The sequence below is a fragment of the Paenibacillus sp. WC2504 genome, assembly GCF_052682475.1.
The window spans coordinates 2,500,313-2,522,969 of the sequence record NZ_JBQZFH010000001.1; the positions used below are offsets into that span (position 1 = coordinate 2,500,313).

20 protein-coding genes are annotated in these 22,657 nt (G+C 47.0%); all 20 read left to right on the top strand.

Features of this window, described 5'->3' with window-relative positions; genetic code table 11:
• Nucleotides 1-87 precede the first annotated feature (87 nt).
• The 20 genes from ACUN27_RS10940 to ACUN27_RS11035 all read left to right on the top strand — a co-directional run bounded on the left by ACUN27_RS10940 (nt 88) and on the right by ACUN27_RS11035 (nt 22,649).
• A complete protein-coding gene (locus ACUN27_RS10940) occupies nt 88-960 on the top strand; it encodes a carbohydrate ABC transporter permease (protein ID WP_315955403.1) in 873 nt (290 codons plus the stop codon).
• Between the two features lie 28 nt (nt 961-988).
• A complete protein-coding gene (locus ACUN27_RS10945) occupies nt 989-1,816 on the top strand; it encodes a carbohydrate ABC transporter permease (protein ID WP_315955402.1) in 828 nt (275 codons plus the stop codon).
• Between the two features lie 125 nt (nt 1,817-1,941).
• Nucleotides 1,942-3,735, top strand: a complete 1,794-nt coding sequence (locus ACUN27_RS10950; RefSeq protein WP_445558882.1) for a sensor histidine kinase — start codon at nt 1,942-1,944, stop codon at nt 3,733-3,735.
• Nucleotides 3,732-5,306: a response regulator transcription factor gene (locus tag ACUN27_RS10955; protein WP_445558883.1), complete on the top strand. Its 1,575-nt coding sequence runs from the start codon at nt 3,732-3,734 to the stop codon at nt 5,304-5,306. The genes ACUN27_RS10950 and ACUN27_RS10955 overlap by 4 nt, the downstream gene beginning before the upstream one ends.
• 27 nt (nt 5,307-5,333) lie before the next feature.
• Nucleotides 5,334-6,572 carry an MFS transporter gene (locus ACUN27_RS10960; protein WP_445558884.1) on the top strand — a complete coding sequence of 413 codons (1,239 nt, stop codon included), beginning with the start codon at nt 5,334-5,336 and terminating at the stop codon, nt 6,570-6,572.
• Between the two features lie 51 nt (nt 6,573-6,623).
• Nucleotides 6,624-7,781, top strand: coding sequence for a serine hydrolase domain-containing protein (locus tag ACUN27_RS10965; protein WP_445558885.1), 1,158 nt, complete (start codon nt 6,624-6,626; stop codon nt 7,779-7,781).
• A gap of 163 nt (nt 7,782-7,944) precedes the next feature.
• The gene (locus tag ACUN27_RS10970) at nt 7,945-8,301 is read left to right on the top strand and encodes a DUF3870 domain-containing protein (protein WP_315955397.1); all 357 of its coding nucleotides are present in this window, start codon (nt 7,945-7,947) and stop codon (nt 8,299-8,301) included.
• 124 nt (nt 8,302-8,425) lie between these two features.
• Complete coding sequence (locus tag ACUN27_RS10975; protein ID WP_445558886.1) at nt 8,426-9,250, top strand: M55 family metallopeptidase; 825 nt, start codon at nt 8,426-8,428, stop codon at nt 9,248-9,250.
• A gap of 21 nt (nt 9,251-9,271) precedes the next feature.
• The gene (locus tag ACUN27_RS10980; RefSeq protein ID WP_315955395.1) at nt 9,272-10,204 is read left to right on the top strand and encodes an ABC transporter permease; all 933 of its coding nucleotides are present in this window, start codon (nt 9,272-9,274) and stop codon (nt 10,202-10,204) included.
• Between the two features lie 3 nt (nt 10,205-10,207).
• Nucleotides 10,208-11,125 (top strand): ABC transporter permease, encoded by a 918-nt coding sequence (locus ACUN27_RS10985; protein WP_315955394.1) that lies wholly within the window; start codon nt 10,208-10,210, stop codon nt 11,123-11,125.
• Nucleotides 11,126-11,130: 5 nt separating this feature from the next.
• Nucleotides 11,131-12,177 carry an ABC transporter ATP-binding protein gene (locus tag ACUN27_RS10990; RefSeq protein ID WP_326062187.1) on the top strand — a complete coding sequence of 349 codons (1,047 nt, stop codon included), beginning with the start codon at nt 11,131-11,133 and terminating at the stop codon, nt 12,175-12,177.
• Between the two features lie 30 nt (nt 12,178-12,207).
• On the top strand, nt 12,208-13,851 hold the full coding sequence (locus ACUN27_RS10995; RefSeq protein WP_315955392.1) for a peptide ABC transporter substrate-binding protein: 1,644 nt from the start codon (nt 12,208-12,210) through the stop codon (nt 13,849-13,851).
• A gap of 19 nt (nt 13,852-13,870) precedes the next feature.
• Entirely contained in the window at nt 13,871-14,803 is a 933-nt protein-coding gene (locus ACUN27_RS11000) for a S66 peptidase family protein (RefSeq protein WP_445558887.1), read from the top strand.
• Between the two features lie 12 nt (nt 14,804-14,815).
• Nucleotides 14,816-15,919, top strand: a complete 1,104-nt coding sequence (locus ACUN27_RS11005; RefSeq protein ID WP_315955390.1) for a dipeptide epimerase — start codon at nt 14,816-14,818, stop codon at nt 15,917-15,919.
• A 2-nt stretch (nt 15,920-15,921) separates the two neighbouring features.
• A complete protein-coding gene (locus ACUN27_RS11010) occupies nt 15,922-16,845 on the top strand; it encodes a C40 family peptidase (protein ID WP_445558888.1) in 924 nt (307 codons plus the stop codon).
• Nucleotides 16,846-17,566: 721 nt separating this feature from the next.
• Nucleotides 17,567-18,781, top strand: a complete 1,215-nt coding sequence (locus tag ACUN27_RS11015) for a branched-chain amino acid ABC transporter substrate-binding protein (RefSeq protein WP_315955388.1) — start codon at nt 17,567-17,569, stop codon at nt 18,779-18,781.
• 75 nt (nt 18,782-18,856) lie between these two features.
• On the top strand, nt 18,857-19,843 hold the full coding sequence (locus ACUN27_RS11020; protein WP_315955387.1) for a branched-chain amino acid ABC transporter permease: 987 nt from the start codon (nt 18,857-18,859) through the stop codon (nt 19,841-19,843).
• Between the two features lie 57 nt (nt 19,844-19,900).
• Entirely contained in the window at nt 19,901-21,163 is a 1,263-nt protein-coding gene (locus ACUN27_RS11025) for a branched-chain amino acid ABC transporter permease (protein ID WP_379174942.1), read from the top strand.
• Nucleotides 21,160-21,945: an ABC transporter ATP-binding protein gene (locus ACUN27_RS11030; protein ID WP_445558889.1), complete on the top strand. Its 786-nt coding sequence runs from the start codon at nt 21,160-21,162 to the stop codon at nt 21,943-21,945. The genes ACUN27_RS11025 and ACUN27_RS11030 overlap by 4 nt, the downstream gene beginning before the upstream one ends.
• Nucleotides 21,942-22,649 carry an ABC transporter ATP-binding protein gene (locus tag ACUN27_RS11035; RefSeq protein ID WP_315955385.1) on the top strand — a complete coding sequence of 236 codons (708 nt, stop codon included), beginning with the start codon at nt 21,942-21,944 and terminating at the stop codon, nt 22,647-22,649. The genes ACUN27_RS11030 and ACUN27_RS11035 overlap by 4 nt, the downstream gene beginning before the upstream one ends.
• The last annotated feature ends 8 nt before the right edge of the window (nt 22,650-22,657 follow it).

Genomic DNA, 22,657 nt, shown 5'->3' on the forward strand with positions numbered 1-22,657 from the left:
TTCGGCTGCCAAATAGGCGGAGCCTGATGGGTCTCCGTCTTCTTGGCATCTCTCAATTTATCATTTAGCGTATAAGGAGGGCTATGTATGCATGTAACGAGGCGGATGGGTTGGGCAATTTTTATCGGCATGCTGCCAGCCTTGATCATTTATATTGGCATCGCAATGATTCCAATCGTGATGTCATTTTATTACTCATTTTTTGATTGGAACGGTCTGTCCCACATGTCTTTTGTAGGGTTGGACAATTATATCTCGGTCTTGAAAGACGGGATCTTCTGGAAAGGTGTACAGAACAACCTGTTTATGATGGTTAGCGGTATTGTAGGACAGCTGCCGGTAGGTTTGTTCTTTGCCTTACTATTGAACCGGTCGATGCGCGGGCTCAAAGTTTACCGTTCTGTCCTTTTCCTGCCGGTCATCATCTCGGCGGTTATCGTCTCACTCATCTGGAACATGGTCTACGGTACAGAATCGGGTCTGATGAATAACATGCTAGGACTCTTCGGCTTGGACAGCTTGAAACAAAACTGGCTGGGCTCCCCGCGTTGGGGCATGCTGTCGGTAAGCATCACGTATTTATGGCAAAATTATGGTTTCTATATGGTCATTTTCTTGGCCGGCCTGCAAAATATTTCCGAAGAAGTAAGGGAAGCAGCGGTCATGGACGGCGCTACAGGTTGGAGGCGATTCTGGTTCATCACCCTCCCGATGCTGAAAGAAACGATCTGGGTAACCCTGATCTTCTCCATCAGCAACAGCTTCCGGGTTTTCGATCTCATCTATGTCATGACAGCCGGAGGGCCGGCTCATAATACCGAAGTGATGACGATCTATATGTATACCCAGGCTTTCAACAACAGTTACTTTGGACTTGGGAGCGCAGTTTCTATTCTTATTCTTATTTTTAGCCTATTAGCCATCTATGCAGCCAAATTAGTCACCCGTCGAAACGGCTAATTGATGTATGTAGAGAAAGGAGGAGCATATGCAAACATCTTTAGGGAAAAAAACGATCATTCATTTGATCTTAGCCATTCTAAGTGTTATTAATGTCATTCCGATTGTATGGATGGTTGTCAGTTCATTTAAGTCAGAGGAAGATTATGCAACGAATCCACTGGGGTTGCCAAAGTTTTGGCAAGTCAGCAATTATACGAGCGCGTGGAAAGTTGCACACTTAGGTACGTACTTCTGGAACAGTGTCATTGTGACCGTAGGTGCAATCGTATTAACGGTACTGCTTAGTGCATTGACCTCCTACTTTCTTTCCAGATTTAACTTTCGTATACGTGGATGGCTTTACGGCTTGTTTATAATAGGCATGACGATTCCGATTCACGCTACGTTAGTGCCGATTTTTATTATCATGAAAAAAATAGGCTTATTGAATTCCCACCTTGCCCTGGTGCTTCCTTACACGGCTTTCCATCTCTCGATTACCATCTTCATTCTGGTAGGCTTCATGCAGGCCTTCCCTAAAGATATTGAGGAATCTGCGGTTATGGATGGAGCTGGACTGTATAAAATTTTCTGGTCCATTATTCTTCCGATGACTCGTCCTGCGCTGGCGACGGTGATTATTATCAACTTTATTTATAACTGGAATGAGTTTTTATTCGCACTTGTTTTGATCAATAAAGCGGCTCTAAAAACGCTGCCTTTAGGCTTGGCTAACTTCGCCGGCACAGAAACAAGATTTCAGACGCTTCAGATGGCTGCCTTATCTATGGCGCTTATTCCGCTTGTTGGCTTTTACTTGGCTATGGAGAAGCAGTTGGTGCAAGGGATGACGGCCGGCGCTGTTAAAGGGTGATGATGTGATGATGGCTGTACTTTAACCGCTCGAAACTTTTCTCGCGTCATTCTACATCCTTTTCAAGTAGGTTGACCCCGTTTTATAGTAAAATGAGGAAATACCGACGAAGGGGATGGAACTTGATGATACTAAACAGATATCCTTTCTTGCACTTCAGTTTGAGAACAAAGTCGATCGCTATCTTCATCCTTCTGGTGACACTCCCCTCCCTTTTGATCGGGAATGTCATTCTGAGCCGTTATGATGCTGTTCTGCGGCAGCAATATATTGATGCCATGGAAAAGAACTTGAATACCATTGAACTGAATTTATCCGAGAAAATAAAAGCTATTGAAGATTTATCGAACTATATGATTTATCAAGAAAACTTTAGACGGTTTATGGAGACGCCGACCACGCCGGGCAACATGGTGCAAATGAACAAGGATCAGACGACAATCGAGGGGTTTATTGCCTTTCAAATTATGTCCAAGGTGTACATTAAATCGATTTCACTTGAAGGTGTTGGAGGCAATCAACTCCAAATGGGCGAGCCTGTCAAAGGGTTGGAACAATCATGGACAGATCTTGCTCAGCAGAGAAGAGGCGGGGTCATTTGGACGGACTCCTATCAATTGGAGAGCGGTTGGACAGGAAATAAGCGCGTTGTTTCCATGGTTCGTGTCATCAATTCCTTCGATAACCCATCGCGTCCGGTGGGCAAGGTGATCGTTCGTTTGGATGAGTCGGAAATTACGGACTTATTAATGTCTGCTGTTCCTCAGGATCAGGGTTCCATCTTTATTGTTCGGCCTGAGGGCAGTGTTGTTCTGCATCAAAATCAAAACCTGATTGGACATCCCTACCCAAGCGATGCGCTGCTTAGCCAATTTCACGGGGGGCTGTCCAAAAAAGTCTCCTCTTTGAAGGAAGATGGAGCTTCTTATGTTGTTTTCAGTCAGCCCATGAAGTCGACGGGCTGGTACATTGTAGCGATGGTTAAGGACCAAACCATTGTTCAAAAAACGGAAGCGATCAAAGCGTCGCTCAAATTTTTAATTCTGATTATTCTTATATTTGGGTTAATCGCCTTAATCGGGTTCGAATTTGCTATGATTCGTCCCATGCTCGAACTGAGTAAACAAACCTCTAAGCTCAAAAAAGGTGATTTCTCGGCGCAGGTCAAAGTCAGATCGCGAGACGAGGTCGGGGAGCTTGGCCGACAGTTCAACAACATGGTTATGACCATCAAGGAGCTGATCGACAAAAAGTATAAATTAGAGATTCGGCAGAAAGAATCGGAGCTTCGAATATTGCAAAGCCAAATGGATCCTCATTTTTTATATAATACGCTGGATATGATCCGTTGGACGGCAAGGTTGGAGAAAGCAGCGGAGACGAGTCAATTGATCGAAACCCTGTCGCTTTTCTTTCGAATGGGGCAAAATAGCGGCAAGCGATATACGACGCTGCCTGAGGAATTGGAGTTTGTTCAGGCCTATCTGGACTTACAGCAGAAACGAATGGGAAGCAAACTTCAATTCACCTTGCACATGGAGGAGGAGTTGAACCATGCCGTTCTCTTGAAGAAGATCATTCAGCCTTTGGTGGAAAACAGCATCAAACATGGTTTTAAACGTGGGGGTGGCCGCATTGAGGTGCGCTGCTATATGGCAGAACAGGATGTGCTGATTGAAGTGGTGGATTCCGGCGTCGGGTTTGCCAAGACCAAACTGGAGGTTATCCGTCAGGTTCTTCAAGATCGAATCGGTGACGAGGGCATTATGAACCACGCGATCTGCAACATTCATGAACGCATAACGCTTGAATACGGTGAGGGGTATGGCATCGAGCTTCCTTCAGAACCGCCCTATGCCGGGGCTTGCGTAAGAATAAGACTTCCATTTCAAATGAGTGCTCAGGAGGAAAAGCGATGACCATCAAAATGCTAATTGTAGATGATGAGCCTATTATTTGCCAAGGATTGCGTCGTACCATTTCCTGGGAGACGATTGGTGTTGAAGTTGTCGGAGAAGCTTATGACGGAATCGAAGCGCTTGCCTTCTTGGAGCATTGTCCTGTGGATGTCGTGTTAACGGATGTGAACATGGAAGGCATGGACGGACTTGAGCTTGCAAAGGAATTGAAGCAGCGTTTCCCTCAGTCGCGTGTGATCATTGTTAGCGGATATGACCATTTTGAGTATGCCAGGCAGGCTTTGCGGCTTGGTATTGAAGATTATTTGCTGAAACCGGTGAATATCGATGAGTTGATGGGCATGGTGCAGCGGATTGGCGAAGAGATTACGCAAGAACGGAAGCTTGAGGGTGAGCAAGAAGTAGAACGGACGCGCAAATGGCTGATGGGGCAGCTGCAGCAGAGGGTCATCGATCAAAATGAGGATTATGTACCTTTGATGATGACAACCGGGTCGAGCAGCTTTTGGATGATCGCCACACAGCTCTCCGATTATGCGGAGTGGACCCGGCGGTCGTCCGAAGAAAAACGCAGAGAGAAGCGGAGCCTCTGGGAAATAAACGTGGATACAGCCTTGCGATCATCCGGGCTGGAGACCGTTTCATTTTTCCAACATCAGAATTTGCTGCTGTCGCTAGTAGTCGGACCGCATTCGATGAGCGCGAAGGAGCTTCATGGCATTTTAAGCGGGGTGCTGAAGTTGTCGGAGGATCTTGATCTACATGCCAGTATATCCCGGCCATTCCATAGTTCAGAACAGATTCACGCTAGCTGCATGGAGGCTATTTCCTTATTGCACTATGCCGTGCTATCATCCCTTGCTCCAATTATTTTCCATGATGAAGAACTGATTTTCAAAAGAAGTCATCGTCTTCCTGAGCTGATCGTATGGGAGAAAAATCTGATCCATGCTTTGTTTCAAGAAAATGATGTTGAACTACGCCAGCAAATTGATGAAATTATGCAGGAGTTTCGCGAGAGTGGCAGCTTGATTAAGGAAATATGGCAGGCGTTCCAGGAACTCGTCATTATACTTCAAAGGCGGCTGCGAGCGGCTGGCATCGATTTGACAGGGTATCTTAATGTCTTTCATTCTCAGGAAATCGATCTTTTGGTGCACAACTCCTACAGAGCGATGGAGTCCCTGCTGCGTGCGGAGCTGGAGTCCATGTTCTCATTGATCAACAATTCCCTTACGGGGAAAAATCATTGGCTTGCAGACAGGGTGAAATCCTACATTGAAGCCAGGTACAACAAGGATATTAAGGCATCTGAGGTTGCTGCATGGCTAAAAATAACGCCGAATTACTTCAGTATCCTCTTCAAGCAAAAGTTTGGAAAAGGGTTCGCCGAGTATCTGAACGAAGTGCGCATCGAACAGGCGAAAGCAAAGTTGTCCGGGACCGACGATCGCGTCTTCGAAATCGCCGAAAGCGTCGGCTACAAAGAATATAAATACTTCTGTTCCATATTCAAAACATACACCGGAGTAACGCCAACGCAATATCGGAAACTTGTCCATTCGACTTAAGAGCTCAGAAAGGATAGCGTGGCACCTATGTCAGTAATCGCAAGACTGAAAGATCACCCGTTCGGCGTCATCAAAGCATTCAGCTTTATTTTATATGGCGCCTTCGCGATTTATAGTGCATTTTTCCCGTTGTACTTGAAAGAATTAGGCATTTCTAGCGTAGCAATAGGCTTGCTGCTGTCCGGCGGGCCTATTCTTTCGTTGATCGCCAATCCGTTCTGGGGTTATTGGAGCGACCGTTTGTCTAATGTAAGGCGCATTCTGATCATTCTCCTGATCGGCAGCTTTCTTAGTCTGCAAACGGTCTTTTTTACGAATTCTTTTCCGTTCCTGGTCACTTTTTTACTTGTTTTTTTCTGCTTTCAGAGTCCTTTGTTTGCTCAATCCAATAGTCTTATTTTGGAGGCGATAGAGCATACGAGTCACAAGTTCGGTTCTTTTCGGCTATGGGGGGCGCTCGGTTGGGCGTTGATGGCCTTGGCGACAGGTCCTGTGATGGAATGGTTGGGCATCCGGGATTTATGGAAAGTATGCGGCGTCATGATGGGGTTATCCATTGTATTTGCATGGATGCTGCCTCAGGCTCAGAATAGTGGAAACAGGGAATCAGAAAGCTCAATCAAAAGCGGAAAAAAAGGCAATTATCTGCGAATCATGAGTGATAAATGGTTTCTGGTCTTCATTCTGATGGGGATTCTTATTTCGATTCCTAATGCGATGAACAACACATTTGTCTCTATTTACATGTCCGAACTAGGCGGGAATAGCTCCTTGATCGGATGGTCCGCATTTTTTGCCTCTATATTTGAAATTCCTGTTTACTTGCTGTTCGACCGTTTTTTACGAAAAGACCGCAGAAGTATGTTCTTCTGTCTGGCGGCTGTTAGCTTGTTGTACGCACTGCGCTGGTTTCTGATGGCAGCGGCGACGTCGCCGTATCACATCCTTTTCATCCAAGCGTTAAATTCCATCACGTTCGCAGGCTATTACTATGTAGGGACGCAGTTGACGGCATATTTGATTCCGCCGGCCTATAGAGCGTCAGGGCAAGCGGTTTATGCTTTGAGTTGGGGAGGCCTGTCCGGTATGGTTGCTGGAATCGCTGGGGGCTTGATATTCCAGGAATTAGGCGCGCATGCCATGTATACGATCAGTGCGATTATGGCGCTTATTGGTGTAGCGGGGTTCACTTCTATGTTCGTGATTGCTGCTAGATTGGAAGTGCGGCAAAAAAATGCTACACAGTACGAAAAGACTTTATTATAATGGATCTATAAGAATCAAATCTTTGACAAATCAGGTCGAAGGAGGATTTGCTTGAATTCTTTGGATGAACAGATTCAGCAGGTGATGGACAAGCATCGAATCGTTGGATTAGCGGCCTCCGTAATGCGTGAAGGGAAACAGATTTGGAGCGCGGGATATGGATGGGCAAATGTAGATAGACGTATTCCTGTTACATCTCAAACCATATTTCGCATCGCTTCCATCTCGAAGACGGTGGTCGCGACAGCGGTTATGCAGCTTGTCGAGCAAGGCTTATGTGGAATTGATCAGGATGTAAGTGAAATACTCGGAATTCCGGTGCGCAGTTCCAAATATCCGGAAACGCCGATAACGCTCAGGATGATAATGACGCATACTTCGGGACTGCAAGATGAATATGTTCGTTTTGTCGTTGATTCGCGCAGTGAGAATCCACCGAAGATTCGTCTTGCGGATCTCCTTCTTCCAGGCGGGACTTATTACACCGACAGTCTCTGGGGAGATGGACGGCCGGGAGATCCGGATGGCTTCGAATATTCGAATCTGGGTGCCGTCATGCTAGCAACGGTGGTGGAGCGGCTTTCGAATGAACGATTTGACGAATATTGCAAGAAGCATCTGTTCGAACCGCTTCAGATGAATGATACTAGCTTCAACATCGGGGATTTGAAAGACATGGACTCCGTTGCTGTGTTGTATGAATATTCAGAGGCCAATGATGAATTTATTGTGGGTACGGACGATTTTCGCGGGAAGAAACCGGAGGCCATCGATTACAGCGGCTATGTGCCGGGCACTAACGGAGCATTATTCAGCCCGCAAGGCGGACTTCGCACAAGCGTGGATAACTTGACACGTTTTATGGAAGCGCATTCTAATGACGGTAAATTGAACGATGTTCAAATCCTGAAGCCGGAATCTGTGGATCTGATGCACGCGCCGCATTGGTCGGGGTACCGACAAGAGGGGTTTTTCCGCAACTGCGGGCTCCAGTTCCAGATCACGGATGATTTGCTCCCAGGACACCGACTAATTGGGCATTCCGGTGATGCGTATGGACTGCTAAGCGACATGTATTTTCATAAGCAAGAAAAATGGGGCTTCATTCTGCTCATGAACGGTGTCAACCAGAGTAAAGGACAAGGCATTTATTTTGTGGCGGAAGAAGAGCTTGCGCAAGTATTGAAGACTGCTTTCCTTAGATTGTGAGGGAGAGAAAGAGATTCGATATTTACATATTTACAACATGTTATTTCGATGTTAGTATATATTACATCGTTAGTATTCTAGCTTCTGGCGGTCGTAGGAGACTACATCTCTCCCCACATCCCGCCCGGAAAACGAACGGAATGCTAATAAGGAGAGTGGTCGTTTGGTATACGACAAGGATACGATTTACATCATCGGCGACGCGCAAGCTTCTGTGAACAATCCGATTACCCAGCAGTATAACGCTTTTTTTATTGGTCTTGTTGTCGATACGGCAAGTCACAAGATTGTTGATGCAGGATGTTCATCCACGATACCGCTCACATCGGATTTTGTGCGCTCGATCTTCATCGGGCACAATATGCTTCTGCTTGATGTGGTGGCGGAGGAAATCCGCCGCAGATATCACGGATCATCCCAGAAGGCCCTTATCGTAGCGTACAAAGACGCGCAAAAAAAATACAAATTAGCACTTAACGGCCGGGAAGAGCTGGGTTTCCAATCTTCCGGTACAGTGTAAGCTGCTTTATTTATCCGTATGGCAACATACACGTAAATAAAACCCAGCAAATAGTTTCTTGGGACACAGGTTCCTGGGGCTGTTTGCTGGGTTTTTGTTACTTTACAATGCGGGAGGCGACCCTATGAAACTTTATATTTCCATTGATATGGAAGGGATAACCGGACTTGTTGATCACACGTTTGTTGATTCCAGACAGTACAATTACACTCGCGGGCAGCACATCATGACAGATGAAGCGAATCATGTCATCCGATCCGCTTTTGATGAAGGCTGCAAGGAAGTCATTGTGAATGATAGCCACTCCAAAATGAATAATCTGCTAATCGAGAAGCTGCATCCCGAAACACAGTTGATATCGGGCGATGTGAAGCCCTTTTCCATGGTGCAGGGTTTAGATGCTTCGTTCTCTGGGGCGGCTTTTCTGGGGTATCACACGAGAGCGGCGACCAAAGGCGTCCTCAGCCATACGATGATTTTCGGTGTTCGCAATATGTATATCAATGATAGGGTCATTGGCGAGCTTGGGTTTAATGCTTATGTTGCCGGCCATTATGGTGTGCCTGTTCTATTGGTCGCTGGGGATGATGAAACCGCAATGGAAGCTGAGGAGCTGATTCCAGGAGTTACGACAGCCATTGTGAAAAAGCGGATATCGCGAACTTCGGCCATGTGTTTAACCCCCGAGAAAAGCGGACTGCTGCTTCAGGGAAAAACAAAGGAAGCGCTGGCTAACGCGGGCCGAGTGAAGCCGCTTGTGCCGCCGGATCATCCGGTGCTGAAGATTGAATTTGCCAACTATGGCCAAGCGGAGTGGGCTCACCTGATGCCGGGTACGACGATAGATGATAACAGTCCGACTGTCACCTTTCAGGCGAAAGACATTCTTGAGGCGTACCGAGCGATGTTGGTGATGACGGAGTTGGCGATGAGAACGGCATTTTGTTAAAAAGCGAGAGTGGGTGATAGCGTGACACAATATATTCTTCGTCGATTTATCTCCATGATTGTCACACTGTGGCTAATTATTACAGTTACTTTTGCACTGATGCACGCTGTTCCGGGGTCGCCATTCGAGAAAGAGGGCAAAAGTTCGAATCCCACGGCGGTTCAGAATTTAATGGAATTTTACCATTTAGACCAACCTGTTACGACACAGTACTTGCTTTATTTAAAATCACTGCTTTCCTTGGATCTTGGGCCTTCCATCGGGCACTTTCCCGATACCGTCAATTCCATGATCAGCCGGGGATTTCCGGTTTCCTTTAAGCTGGGGATCATATCGATTCTGATTTCAATCGTTACCGGAATTGCTCTTGGGACGGTCGCTGCTCTTCGGCAAAACCGCATAATCGACTATCTCGCCATGATCTTTGCGGTTATCGGCATAGCGGTACCGAACTTCATCGTCGCTACTTTGTTAATTAAATACGTGGCGGTCGAATGGAAGCTCCTTCCGGTAGCCACTTGGGGGACGTGGAAGCATGTCGTTCTTCCAGCGCTTGCCCTTTCAACCGGACCGCTCGCGATCATTGCCAGATTGACAAGGGCGAGCATGTTGGAGGTGCTGACAGCCGACTACATCGAAACGGCGAGGGCGAAAGGTTTGTCGCCTGCGACGATTGTTATCAAGCATGCGCTCCGAAATGCGGTGCTTCCGGTCATTACTCTGCTGGGGGCTCTGGTGGCCAATGTTCTTACAGGGAGTTTTGTCATTGAAAAGATTTTCGCGATCCCGGGAATGGGGAAATATTTCGTTGATGGCATTAATAATCGGGATTACTCGCTCATTATGGGGACGACCGTATTTTATAGTGCGCTGCTCGTAGTGATGATGTTTCTGGTGGATGTCGCCTACGGGCTGGTTGACCCCCGCATCAAGCTGCACAGGAAGGAGGGGTAAGTGATGAATGTGCCAGATTCCTTATTCGTCCCTATGGTCAATAACAAAGGAATGGCGGAAGCGATTGTTCGAGTGCGGCTGTCGTTTTGGCAGGAAGCTTGGATTAGGCTGCGTGCCAATAAATTAGCGATGGCGGGGCTAATCATTATAGTTTTGATGGCTTTGCTAGCGATAGTCGGACCTCATCTTACAGACCAAAGTTATTCGAAGCAAGTGCTGCTGGATGCCAACCAGAAGCCATCGGCCGCTCACTGGTTCGGTACGGATGAACTTGGACGTGACGTCTATGCCCGAATCCTTTACGGGGCGCGGATTTCCCTATTTATCGGCTTAATGGCTGCTTTCATTGATCTGGTTATCGGCATCATTTATGGCGGCATCGCCGGGTATTTAGGGGGACGAATCGATAACATCATGATGCGGTTCGTTGATCTTTTGTACGGGATTCCTTATCTGCTTGTAGTCATCCTGCTGATGGTTGTCATGGGGCCGGGTCTGCTGACGATCATTGTAGCCTTAAGCGCGACGGGCTGGATCGGAATGGCGAGAATTGTGCGCGGGCAGGTGCTCAGCCTGAAATCATCGGAGTATGTGCTGGCGGCAAGAACGTTAGGTGGAGGAGCGGGTTACATCATCCGCAAGCATTTGCTGCCTAATGCCATCGGCGTCATTATCGTACAAGTGACGTTCTCGGTGCCCTCCGCTATATTCGCCGAAGCATTCCTAAGTTTTCTGGGTCTGGGTATTCAGCCTCCCTTGGCAAGCTGGGGCGTTATGGCCAATGATGGTCTGTCGACCATTTTGTCGGGGCAATGGTGGCGGTTATTTTATCCGGCCTTTTTCATATCGATCACGATGCTTGCTTTTAACTTGGTCGGTGATGGCTTGCAGGACGCTTTTAATCCGAAAAGGAGGAGGTAGCCAAGGTGAAAACTACGAACTCGCCCGACGTTATATTGGAAGTGGATAATCTGCACGTCTCGTTCACCACACATGGTGGAGAAGTGAAGGCGGTTCGCGGAGTCAGTTTTTCGTTAGGAAAAGGAGAAACGTTGGCTATTGTAGGCGAATCCGGCTGCGGCAAAAGTGTAACGGCACGCAGCGTGACGCGTCTTCTTCCCGAGCAAAGCTCGAAGATCAGCCAAGGCAGCGTTAGGTATAAAGGGAGGGAGTTGACCGCGCTTAGCGAAAAGCAGCTGCGAGAGCTAAGAGGATCGGAAATATCCATGATTTTCCAAGATGCCATGACGGCACTGAATCCCACCATCTCCATCGGTGAGCAGATTATGGAAGGAATAATTCGCCATCAGAAAATATCGCGTGCAGAAGCACGTAAGCAAGCCACGGAAATGCTGGGGTTGGTTGGCATTTCTAATCCTGAGATGCGCCTGAAGCAGTATTTGCATGAATTTAGCGGCGGCATGAGACAACGGATTATGATTGCCATCGCGGCGGTTTGCAATCCTTCGGTGCTTATAGCCGACGAGCCGACTACCGCACTCGATGTCACCATTCAAGCACAAATCATCGAGCTTTTCAAAATGCTTCAGAAGAAAACCGGTGTGTCTATCATCATCATCACGCATGACCTTGGTGTTGTTGCGAATATGGCTGATCGGGTCAATGTGATGTATGCCGGCAAGGTTGTTGAATCGGGCACCGTGGATGAGTTGTTCTATAACCCGCAGCATCCCTATACCAAAGGGCTGTTGGCTTCTATGCCGCGACTGGACACGGACAAGTCGCTTCCGCTTACGCCGATTGCAGGGACGCCGCCGGATCTATTTGCTCCGCCGCAAGGCTGCGCATTTGCAGCGCGCTGCAGTTATGCGATGGAAGTATGCGGTGTCTATCAGCCGGAGCAGACTGCTGTATCGAGCGGCCATTCCGTAGCCTGTTGGCTGCAGGATCCACGCTCTCAAGTTGTATTCCAGCCGTCGAACCAAAGAAATAGCATGACGGCTCTAGGATAAATAAGACGATGACAAAGGGGAGAAGTGCTCATGAAAAAAGTGTCAGCATTGCTAATCAGCTCCGTATTGGTAATTGGTACGCTGCTAGCTGGGTGCAGCAAAGATCCTGGTTCCGGAACGCAAGCGTCTGGAGCCAGCCAGACGGAAGCAGCCAAAGAAACGAAGTCCAAGATCCTCCTCTACAACAATTTAAAAGAACCGACATCCCTCGATCCACCGAAAGGATTTGACCAAGTTTCTTACGATGTTGTCAATAATGCCTTTGAAGGGTTAACGCGTCTTGGTAAAAACCAGACGCCTGAGCCAGCGATGGCTAAAGAGTGGAAAATCTCGCCGGATGGGAAGAAGTATACCTTTACGCTGCGCGACGGCATTAAATGGTCCAACGGAGATCCGGTAAAAGCTGCCGACTTTGAGTATGCCTGGAAGCGTCTGCTAGATCCTAAAACAGCTTCGGATGCGGCATTCCTTGCCTATCCGATTGAAGGCGCAGAAGCTTATAATTCCGGCAAGGGATCGGCGGACAATGTGAAAATCAAGGCGCTGGATGACAAGACGCTGGAGGTTACTTTGGCACAGCCTGCTTCTTGGTTGGTAGGCATGGTTTCCAGTCCTGCCTTTTTCCCGGTACATAAGGCGACTGTGGAGGGCAATGCCAAATGGGCAGGTGAGGCGGCTACAATTGTAAGTAACGGACCGTTCAAAATTACGGAATGGAAGCACGATAGCGAGCTTAAAATGGTAAAGAACGATCAATATTGGGATGCCGCAAACGTAAAACTGGCAGGCGTTACTTTTAAAATGATCAATGATACGAACACGGCTTACCAGCTCTTCACGACCGGTGAGCTTCATACGACGGGTTCCATTCCGGCTGATATGAGCGACAAACTGTTCGCGGACAACAAAGTAAAGGTGGAAGATGCCGCAGGTACGGCGTTCTATCGTTTTAATGTGAAAATGGCTCCATTCAACAACGTCAACATTCGAAAAGCTTTCGTTGCGGCTGTAGACAGACAGAAGCTTGTAGATTTGGTGTTGAAGCAAAAGCAGAAGCCGGCTGACGGTTATGTGTCACCAGGACTTAACGATCCTGCAGGGGGAGATTTCCGTAAAGTGGGCGGCAGCCTGATCAAGTTTGATGCGGGAGAAGCGAAAAAACTGCTGGAAAAAGGGATGCAGGAGGCCGGATACTCGAAGCTGCCTGAAGTTACTTTGACGTATAACACGAATGATGTTAGCCAACGGATTGCTCAAACGCTCCAAGCGATGCTCAAAGATAATCTTGGTATTGATGTGAAACTGGCAAACAAAGAAGGAAAAGTACTGACTACGGAGCAAAAGGATCTACAACTGCAATTATCCCGTTCATCCTTCCTTCCTGACTTTGCGGATCCGATCAACTTCCTAGACGGTTTCCAATCGACAAATCCGTTCAGTCGTACCGGGTGGGTGAATCCTACGTATGATAAATTGATCAAAGATGCCTATGTAGAAACAGACGAAGCGAAACGATACAAAATGATGCATGATGCGGAGAAAATTTTGATGGATGAAGCTCCGATTCTGCCGCTCTACTTCTACAACTCGACTTACTTGCAAAGCGATAAATTGGAAGGTGTCGTTAGACATGCTTTCGGCTTCCTGGACTTTAAGTGGGCGGATTTGAAATAAATAAAGGAGATTGGTGCTCATGGCTGAACTCATAAAGCCTAAGCGGCTAAGCCCTGGTGATACCGTAGGTATTATGGCGCCGGCATGCTGGGTAGACACGGAGCAGGTGAAAGCAGCTTCAACCGTTTTGGAGAAAATGGGGCTGCAAGTACGGCTGGGAGATACTTTGAATAAGAAGCATGGCTATCTGGCGGGAACGGATGAGGAGCGAGCCGGGGAACTGAACGCTATGTTTGCTGATCCTGCTATCAAAGCTATCATTTGTGCGCGTGGCGGCTATGGTACCGGAAGAATCGCGGATTTGCTGGACTATGACCTGATTCGAGCTAATCCGAAGATTTTCTGGGGATATAGTGATATTACTTTTTTGCATGCTGCTATTCGCCGATTTGCAGGTTTGGTTACTTTTCACGGCCCTATGTTGATTGATCTGGGAAAAGATGAACTGCACCCGCTTACGGTTCAGAATTATGAAACGCTCCTTCGTCCTTCCGTTCTTCGTTATACAGAAGAGATTTCTCCGCTCCAAACATTAGTGGAAGGAGAGGCTGTCGGACCTATCGTTGGAGGAAACCTTTCTTTAATTGTGAGTACGCTGGGGACGCCCTATGAGTTGGATACCAAGGGGAAACTTCTTTTCATTGAAGATATCGACGAAGAACCTTATAGAGTGGATCGTATGTTAAATCAGCTCAAGCATGCAGGGAAATTTGCGAATGCAGCTGGCATATTGATTGGTGATTTTCATAACTGTGAGCCGGATAAACGGAAAGTATCGTTTACGTTAGAGGAAGTTTTTCATCATCATATCGTACCTGCTGGGAAGCCGACATTATCCGGATTTAAAATTGGCCACTGCTCTCCGAATATTGCGGTTCCCTTTGGTATTGGGGCGAGAATGAGTACTTACGAGAAGTTGCTGGCATGTACGGAACCCGGTGTAGAGGCATAAGGAGGCAAATTCATGAGCATTATTCAAAGTGTTGAAGTTATGCGGCAGTCGACACCGCTTAAGAAACCGTTTAAAACGGCTTTGCGTACCGTGTACAGTACGGAATCTATCATTGTTCGAATTCAGAGCAATGACGGCAGAGTTGGTTGGGGGGAGGCTCCGGCGACCATTGTCATAACAGGCGACAGCCTGGACAGTATCCATTCGGCTATTGTACATACATTCACACCGTTGTTAGTTGGCAAAAGCTTGCTGGCTTATGAGCGCATTCTCCAGGAGATTCATCAATCGATGATCGGAAGCAGCAGCGCTAAAGCGGCTGTAGATATGGCGATTTACGACTTGGTTGCGCAGAATTGTGGTTTGCCGTTGTATCAGTTCCTGGGCGGTTACAAGGATCAGATTGAAACGGATTTTACGGTTAGCGTCAATTCCCCTAAGGAAATGGGAGAAGATGCGGTTCGTTATGTGCAAGAAGGCTTCAACGTATTGAAGATTAAAGTGGGTAAGGATGACATTCTGGAAGATATCGAAAGAATCAAAGAAATTCGCAGGTGTATTGGCAGCGGCGTGAAAATCCGCATCGATGCGAATCAGGGGTGGCAAGTGAAGGATGCCATTCGTACGATACGGCGTATGGAGGATCTGGGTCTGGACATTGAACTGGTTGAACAGCCGGTGAAAGCGGGGGACATCAAAGGGCTGAAGATGGTGACGGATCACGTAGAAACTCCCATTATGGCAGACGAAAGTGTGTTTTCACCCATTCAAGCCTTCGAGGTGTTGAAAAGCCGTGCGGCGGATTTGATTAATATTAAGCTGATGAAATCCGGTGGTATATACAAGGCGCAAATTATTAATCATATTGCGGAAGAATTCGGGGTCGAGTGCATGGTGGGCAGCATGATCGAATCCCGTGTGGCTGTGACGGCTGCCGCTCATCTTGCGGCCAGCAAGAAGAATATCACCCGTTGTGATTTCGATGCGCCCTTAATGATGCTTCAGGATATTGTAGTTGGCGGAGTGAAGTATGATGGAAGGGTTATGACCTTTCCGAAAACATCAGGACTTGGTATTTTAGATGTCGTCCACAGCCAAAGTCCAGTGGGGTCGTGAGTATGAGAGTACCGGTGCGGAAGATGGTCGCTGTGTCTGTTGCAACCGTATGGTCAAAGCCGGATTCGCCGCGTCCTGTAGATGAGCCGGCATTAAGGTGCCCAGCCGATATGAGAGAGTGGCTGGGGGATATGACACTTGGAGATAAGCTGGATTTGTGTCTGGCGAACCGTATTCAGACGCAGATTCTTTATGGTGCATCTGTTCTTGTTACAGAAGAAGTGGGAGGCTGGAGTAAGGTGCTTATCCCTCAACAGGGAACGCGCAAGGATGACTTGGGTTATCCTGGATGGGTGCCAAGCTGCCAGTTGGTTGAAGAATCGGATGTCCCTCTCGGCTCGAAAAGAGCGGAAGTGATATCCGATAAAGCGTGGTTGTATAAAAATCCGACCCAACAGTTGATTGAGTTGAGTTATCTGACTTCTCTGCCTGTGCTGGAGGAAATGGAAAAGTTGGTGAAAGTGCAGACGCCGGAGGGGGCTGGGTATCTGAAAGTGGATGATATCCGCTTGATTGATGGACCTCTAGCTTCTCAGGTAGGAGTAGCTGACATTGGACAAGGGATCGTGGAACAGGCGAAAAGGTTCCTGGATCTGCCTTATTTATGGGGAGGCTTGTCCTCCTATGGCTTTGACTGCTCCGGCTTTGCACATTCCATGCATAGATATTTCGGGATTTTGATTCCTAGAGATGCCTCGGACCAAGCGAAGCGGGGAACTCTCGTTAAGAAGGAACAACTGGAAGCGGGGGATTTGCTCTTTTTCGCTCATGATGAAGGTAAGGGAGCAATTCACCATGTAGGGATCTACGCGGGGGATGGCCAAATGATTCACTCTCCTGAAACTATCAGCTCTATTGAGCTGGTGGATTTGAAGACATGTAAGCTCGCCAAGGAGCATTGTATGTCTAGGCGGTATTGGAAGTAATGTAATTTATAAAAAAGCGCGTAAGATGCTGATCTTACGTGCTTTTTTTGTGTTGTGGGGGTGTGTGGGCGGCTAACGGACTGAGATGACTCTATTTGCTGCTTTTGGGGCAGGTTCAGCATTTAACGGACTCAGGTGCCGTTATTGGTGCTGAGAATGCCGGAAACGGCAGCAAAATCTATAAATAACGATATCTAAGTCCGTTAGCAGGCTCGATCAGGCGAAAATGGCAGAATAACGGCTTCTGAGTCCGTTACAGAGTATTGGCTACTTGGTGCGGAGGCGAATGGTTGGCTGCTAGTGGGATGCGGAGAGCAGACGGTTGAGTCATTGTTGGTCTCATGCGGAGGGCTGGTGGTTAAGTTGCTATTGGCGGTAGGGTGGGCTGCATTGGTGGAGTGACGACAGATGGAAGAACTGCTATCAATGAAGTTTATAGCACTTATGCTAGGGTGATAACGCCATAAGTTACAATAAATAGAAAATGATTAACTTTAAATGTTAATTAATATAACACAAATTAACCTAATCTATAATTTTTCTTATTTATATGTTACTTTAATTGACATAAACTATGAATTTGAATATGATAAATAGGAAGGTTCATGTATTGAAAGTGCCGATGAAGTAGTTTTTGTATGAATTTCGTAGCTTAAATCGAAGTTCTGAATGCTGCTGTATCGGCATTTTTGCGTACCAAACTATCTGAGGAGGATGTTTCATGATTTTGAAAAAGACGGCTCTACTGATCTCAGTATCGGCGCTTGCCATTAGTGTGTTGGCAGGATGCGGAAATGAAACAACTTCTAGTACTGCTACAGGAACAACTACACCCAGCAGCACAGTCACGAAGAGCGTCATCAAAATTGCTACTCAGTCCCCCTTATCAGGAGGCAGCGCCGTTCAAGGTGAAGCGATTAAGCTAGGCGCCCAAATGTCCTTGGATGACCACAAAGAAGAGTTTGCCAAGTTAGGCTTTGACCTCCAATTGGTCCCTTATGACGACCAGGCAGATCCCAAAAAAGGCGTTGCCAATGCCGAGATCATTAGTGCTGATCCAGCCATCCTCGGAATTGTAGGGCACATGAACTCGGGCGTAGCAATCCCCTCCTCCGTTGTTTACGAGAAGAACAATATCGTCATGGTGTCACCGTCGAACACAGCGACGGAAGTAACGGATCGAAATCTGAAGGTCGTAAACCGAATTGTTGCCAGAGATGATTTTCAAGGCCCTGCAGCGGCTGATTATGCTTTTAAAACAGTGAAAGCTAAAAATATTTTCGTCATTCAAGACAAAACAGCCTATGGCCAAGGCTTAGCGGAAGCGTTCAAAGACGCGGCGACGAAGCAAGGGGCGAACATAGTCGGCTATGAGGGAATTACCGTAGGCGAGAAGGATTTCAACGGGGTGCTGAACATTGCGCTCAGCAAGAAGCCGGATTTCGTATTTTTCGGAGGCTTATATGCCGAGGGCGGTTTGTTGATCAAGCAAGCTCGGGACAAAGGAATTACAGCGCCTTTCATGGGGGCTGACGGTTGGGATACACAAGGTCTGGTTGATGTAGCCGGCGATAAAGTCAAAGATGCCTTGTACGCCTCCATCTCAACGGATATTACGAAATCATCAGAAGGTATGAAATGGGCGGATCAATACAAAGCCAAGTTCGGCAAAGCGCCAGACGGATACTCGGCATACGCTTATGACTGTATGACGATTATTCTTAACAGCATTAAAGCCGCGAGCAGTGCGGACGGCGGGAAAGTGCCTGCCCGTGATAAAGTTCGCGATGCGGTGCGCGCCACCAAAGATTTCCAAGGCGTGGCTACGAAGGTTTCCTTTGACGGCAAAGGTGACAATACATATGCAAAAGTGTTTATTTACAAATTTGATGGCCCGAAATATCCAGGCACGATGATTTCTGAAGTAGGGAAGTAACGTTAAGTAAAGAGGTATGTGCTTAGTAGATATACCTCTCTTTACGTTTTATTTATCTGCGAAAGGAGAAGCTCAATGATCCTTAACATCCTGCACGCACTCCCCCAAGTATTGATCGACGGGCTTGCTTTAGGAGCTATCTATGCGGTCGTTGCCTTAGGTTATACCATGGTTTACGGCATTCTTGAACTGATCAATTTTGCGCATGGTGAAATTTTTATGACAGGGGCATTCGTTGGAACGGGAGTCTTATTCCTTTTCCAATCGACAGGATGGCTTGGCGGGATGCCGGGATGGGTCGCCTACGTTCTGATTCTCGCTATCGCCATGCTGGTTACGGGATTGCTCGGGGTTGGGATTGAACGAATTGCTTACAAGCCTCTGCGAAAAGCACCAAAGCTCATTTCGCTGATCTCCGCGATTGGTGTATCCTTCGTGGTTCAAGATATCGTTCGATTTATCTCTGAATTGCGAACAGGAAACTACATCATTAGCAGTATTACGTTATTCGATAAAAGCATGACCATCGGCACGTCATCGCTCAGCTCTTGGCTCGGTGACGCGTCTTTGAAAACCAATACGGTCATTATCATCGCAGTGGCTGTTTTTTTAATGATCGGCCTTGATTTTTTTATTAACCGTACCAAATGGGGAGTCGCCATGCGAGCGGTTGCGCAAGATCGGGAAACAGCTTCGTTAATGTCGATAAACGTGAATAAAATCATTATCCTGACTTTTTTCATCGGATCCGCTTTGGGTGGAGCAACTGGGGTTTTATTTGCGCAGCAATATGGAACGATCGATCCGTTTATCGGCTATATATTAGGGTTGAAAGCGTTCACGGCAGCTGTGCTTGGAGGTATAGGAAACATTCGGGGAGCCATGTTCGGCGGACTGGTCATTGGCATTCTCGAGATGTTTGCTTCTTCAAATCTAGGTTTACTGACGGGCGGCAGCTTTGGTTCAGAATATAAAGATGTGTTTGCTTTTATGATACTTATCATTGTATTGATTTTTAAGCCGGAAGGTCTGTTTGGTAAAGCCGTCAAGGAGAAAGTGTAGGTGACTCAGGTGACTCATATGGATAAAATCAAACAAGCATTAGCGCAGAATTCGAAAATGCAAGCTCTGATCCTTGTTCTTCTTGTCTTGGTTTCAGCGCTAAGTGTATATATGATGGCTAAATCGGTCATCGCCTTTTTATTATTGCTGGCATCCTTGTTGCTGCTGCACTACACCTCCTTCACGGATAAGGTCAAATGGATCATTGGCGGTATCCTGGTCATTCTCATTATTCCGTTTGCTACATCGGGAGGCCCTGCATACGAGTCTTATATGGAAGTTGCAACGCAAAGCGGAATTTATATCGCAATGGCGCTCGGACTAAATATTGTCGTAGGATTTGCAGGTCTGTTAGACTTGGGTTTTGTCGCTTTTTTCGCAATTGGAGCTTACACATACGGCATCTTCTCTACCGCACAAGCGAACAAGTTCCTAACGGGAGATTTCTTTCCACTTTCAGGCTCAACGTTTTGGCTGTTCATTTTTATTGGCGGATTTATGGCTGCACTGTTCGGCATGCTCCTAGGTTTGCCCGTTCTCAGGGTGAAAGGCGATTATCTGGCAATCGTGACTTTGGGCTTCGGTGAGATTGTTCGGATCATCTTCAATAACTTAGAGAAGCCGATTAATATTACGAACGGCGCAAAGGGCATCTCGTCGATTAAGCCGCCCGATCTGTTCGGACTTGAATTCACGCATCCTCATGAATTTTATTTCATTGTGATTGCGATATTGGCGTTCGTGATTTTCGGGGTAAAACGATTCGAGCATTCCCGCATAGGACGTTCCTGGAAGGCCGTTCGAGAGAATGAAATTGCCGCCCAATCTATGGGCGTTCCGCTAATTCGCACGAAGTTGACAGCATTTGCTGTTGGAGCATCGTTCTCCGGTATGATGGGGGTCGTTTTTGCGGCCAAACAGACGTTTATTGATCCGTCCAGCTTCACCCTGCTTGAATCCATTACGATATTAGTCATGGTGGTGTTAGGCGGAATGGGAAGTGTTCCCGGCGTTATACTTGGAGCTGCGCTTATTACGATTCTTAACTTGCAGGTGCTTACGGAATTTGCGAATTGGCTGAATCAATTAACGCTGCAAGGCGTCGTCCACATTCCTTTTGCTTTATCCCCGGCCAAGATGCAGCGTTTCATATTTGGGGCTATTCTGATTCTCTTTGCTGTCTTTAGGCCCAATGGCTTGATTTCCGTGAAAAATCGCAAAGTGAACGAAAGGCTGATTCAGGAGCGGGTTTCATCTAAATCAACATCAACAACGTCGGTGAAGCCAATATCCCCACCAAGCGGAGGGATCGTCCAATGACCGTTTTGAGAGTTAAAGATGTGGTCAAACGTTTTGGCGGTCTAGTTGCCGTTAATGGTGTTCAATTTGATTTTCAAAAAGGGAAAATCTCCGCAGTTATCGGTCCGAATGGCGCCGGGAAGACGACATTTTTTAATATGATTACCGGAATTTATACGCCTGATGAAGGTGAAATCGAATTGGAAGGCAAGTCGATTGTGAACGTCAAGCCTGATCGCATTACGGAAAGAGGCATTGCCCGTACTTTTCAGAATATACGATTGTTTGGCAATATGACGGTGATTGAAAATGTGATGGTCGGTATGCATATCCATTTGAAAGGTGGAATCGTCAGCACTTTACTAGGATTCACGAAAACTCGGCTTGAGGAACAACAGGCGATGGACCAAGCCTATCGGTTATTGCAGTATGTAGGTCTTGCTTCCTCTCTCAATGAAAATGCAAACAGCCTTTCTTACGGAGCGCAAAGACGGCTTGAGATCGCGAGAGCGCTCGCGGCAAAACCTAAAGTACTGCTGCTCGATGAACCCGCAGCGGGAATGAATCCGAGTGAAACCAAAGATTTGACAGTGCTTATTCGAAGGATTCAACGGGAAATGGGCATTTCAATTATATTGATTGAGCATGATATGAAACTCGTCATGGAATTGTCCGATCACATCCTAGTATTGGATCACGGTGAGAAGATTGCGGAAGGTTTTCCGCATGAGGTTCGTTCGAACCCGCGTGTCATTGAAGCCTATTTAGGTAAAAGTGCCTTAGTGGAAGGGGTGAAAGGATGAGCTTATTACAGCTTCAAGGGGTCCATGCTTATTATGGAGGTATTCAAGCATTGAAAGGGATCTCACTTCATGTCCATGAGGGAGAAATTGTTACCTTGATCGGTTGTAACGGAGCGGGGAAGTCCACGACATTGAAATCTATTTGCGGTCAAGTGAAAACGAAAGGCTCCATCCTGTTTCAAAATCTAGACATTTCGAGTTGGCAGCCTCACCAAACGGCAATGGAAGGAATCGCACATGTTCCGGAAGGCAGGCGCATATTCCCCAAGCTAACCGTCAAAGAGAATTTGGAGATGGGCGCATTTTCCGTGAAAGATAAAAAAGTGATGAAAGAGCGTATGGAGCAATCTTTTGATTACTTTCCACGTTTGCGAGAACGCTTAAACCAAACGGGAGGCACCATGAGTGGCGGCGAACAACAAATGTTAGCAATCGCCCGCGCACTTATGATGAAGCCCAAGTTGCTGCTGCTTGACGAACCGTCGATGGGGTTGGCTCCGGTTATCGTGGATCAAATCTTTGACATTATCCGGGAATTGAACCGAACCGGGATGACGATTCTACTTGTGGAGCAGAATGCTTATCAAGCTCTGCAAATTGCGAATCGCGGTTATGTCATACAGACCGGAGAAATTATTTTGGAGGATGACGCCAAGATATTGCTAGTCAACGATCAAGTTAAAGAAGCTTATCTAGCGGGATGAATTCATTT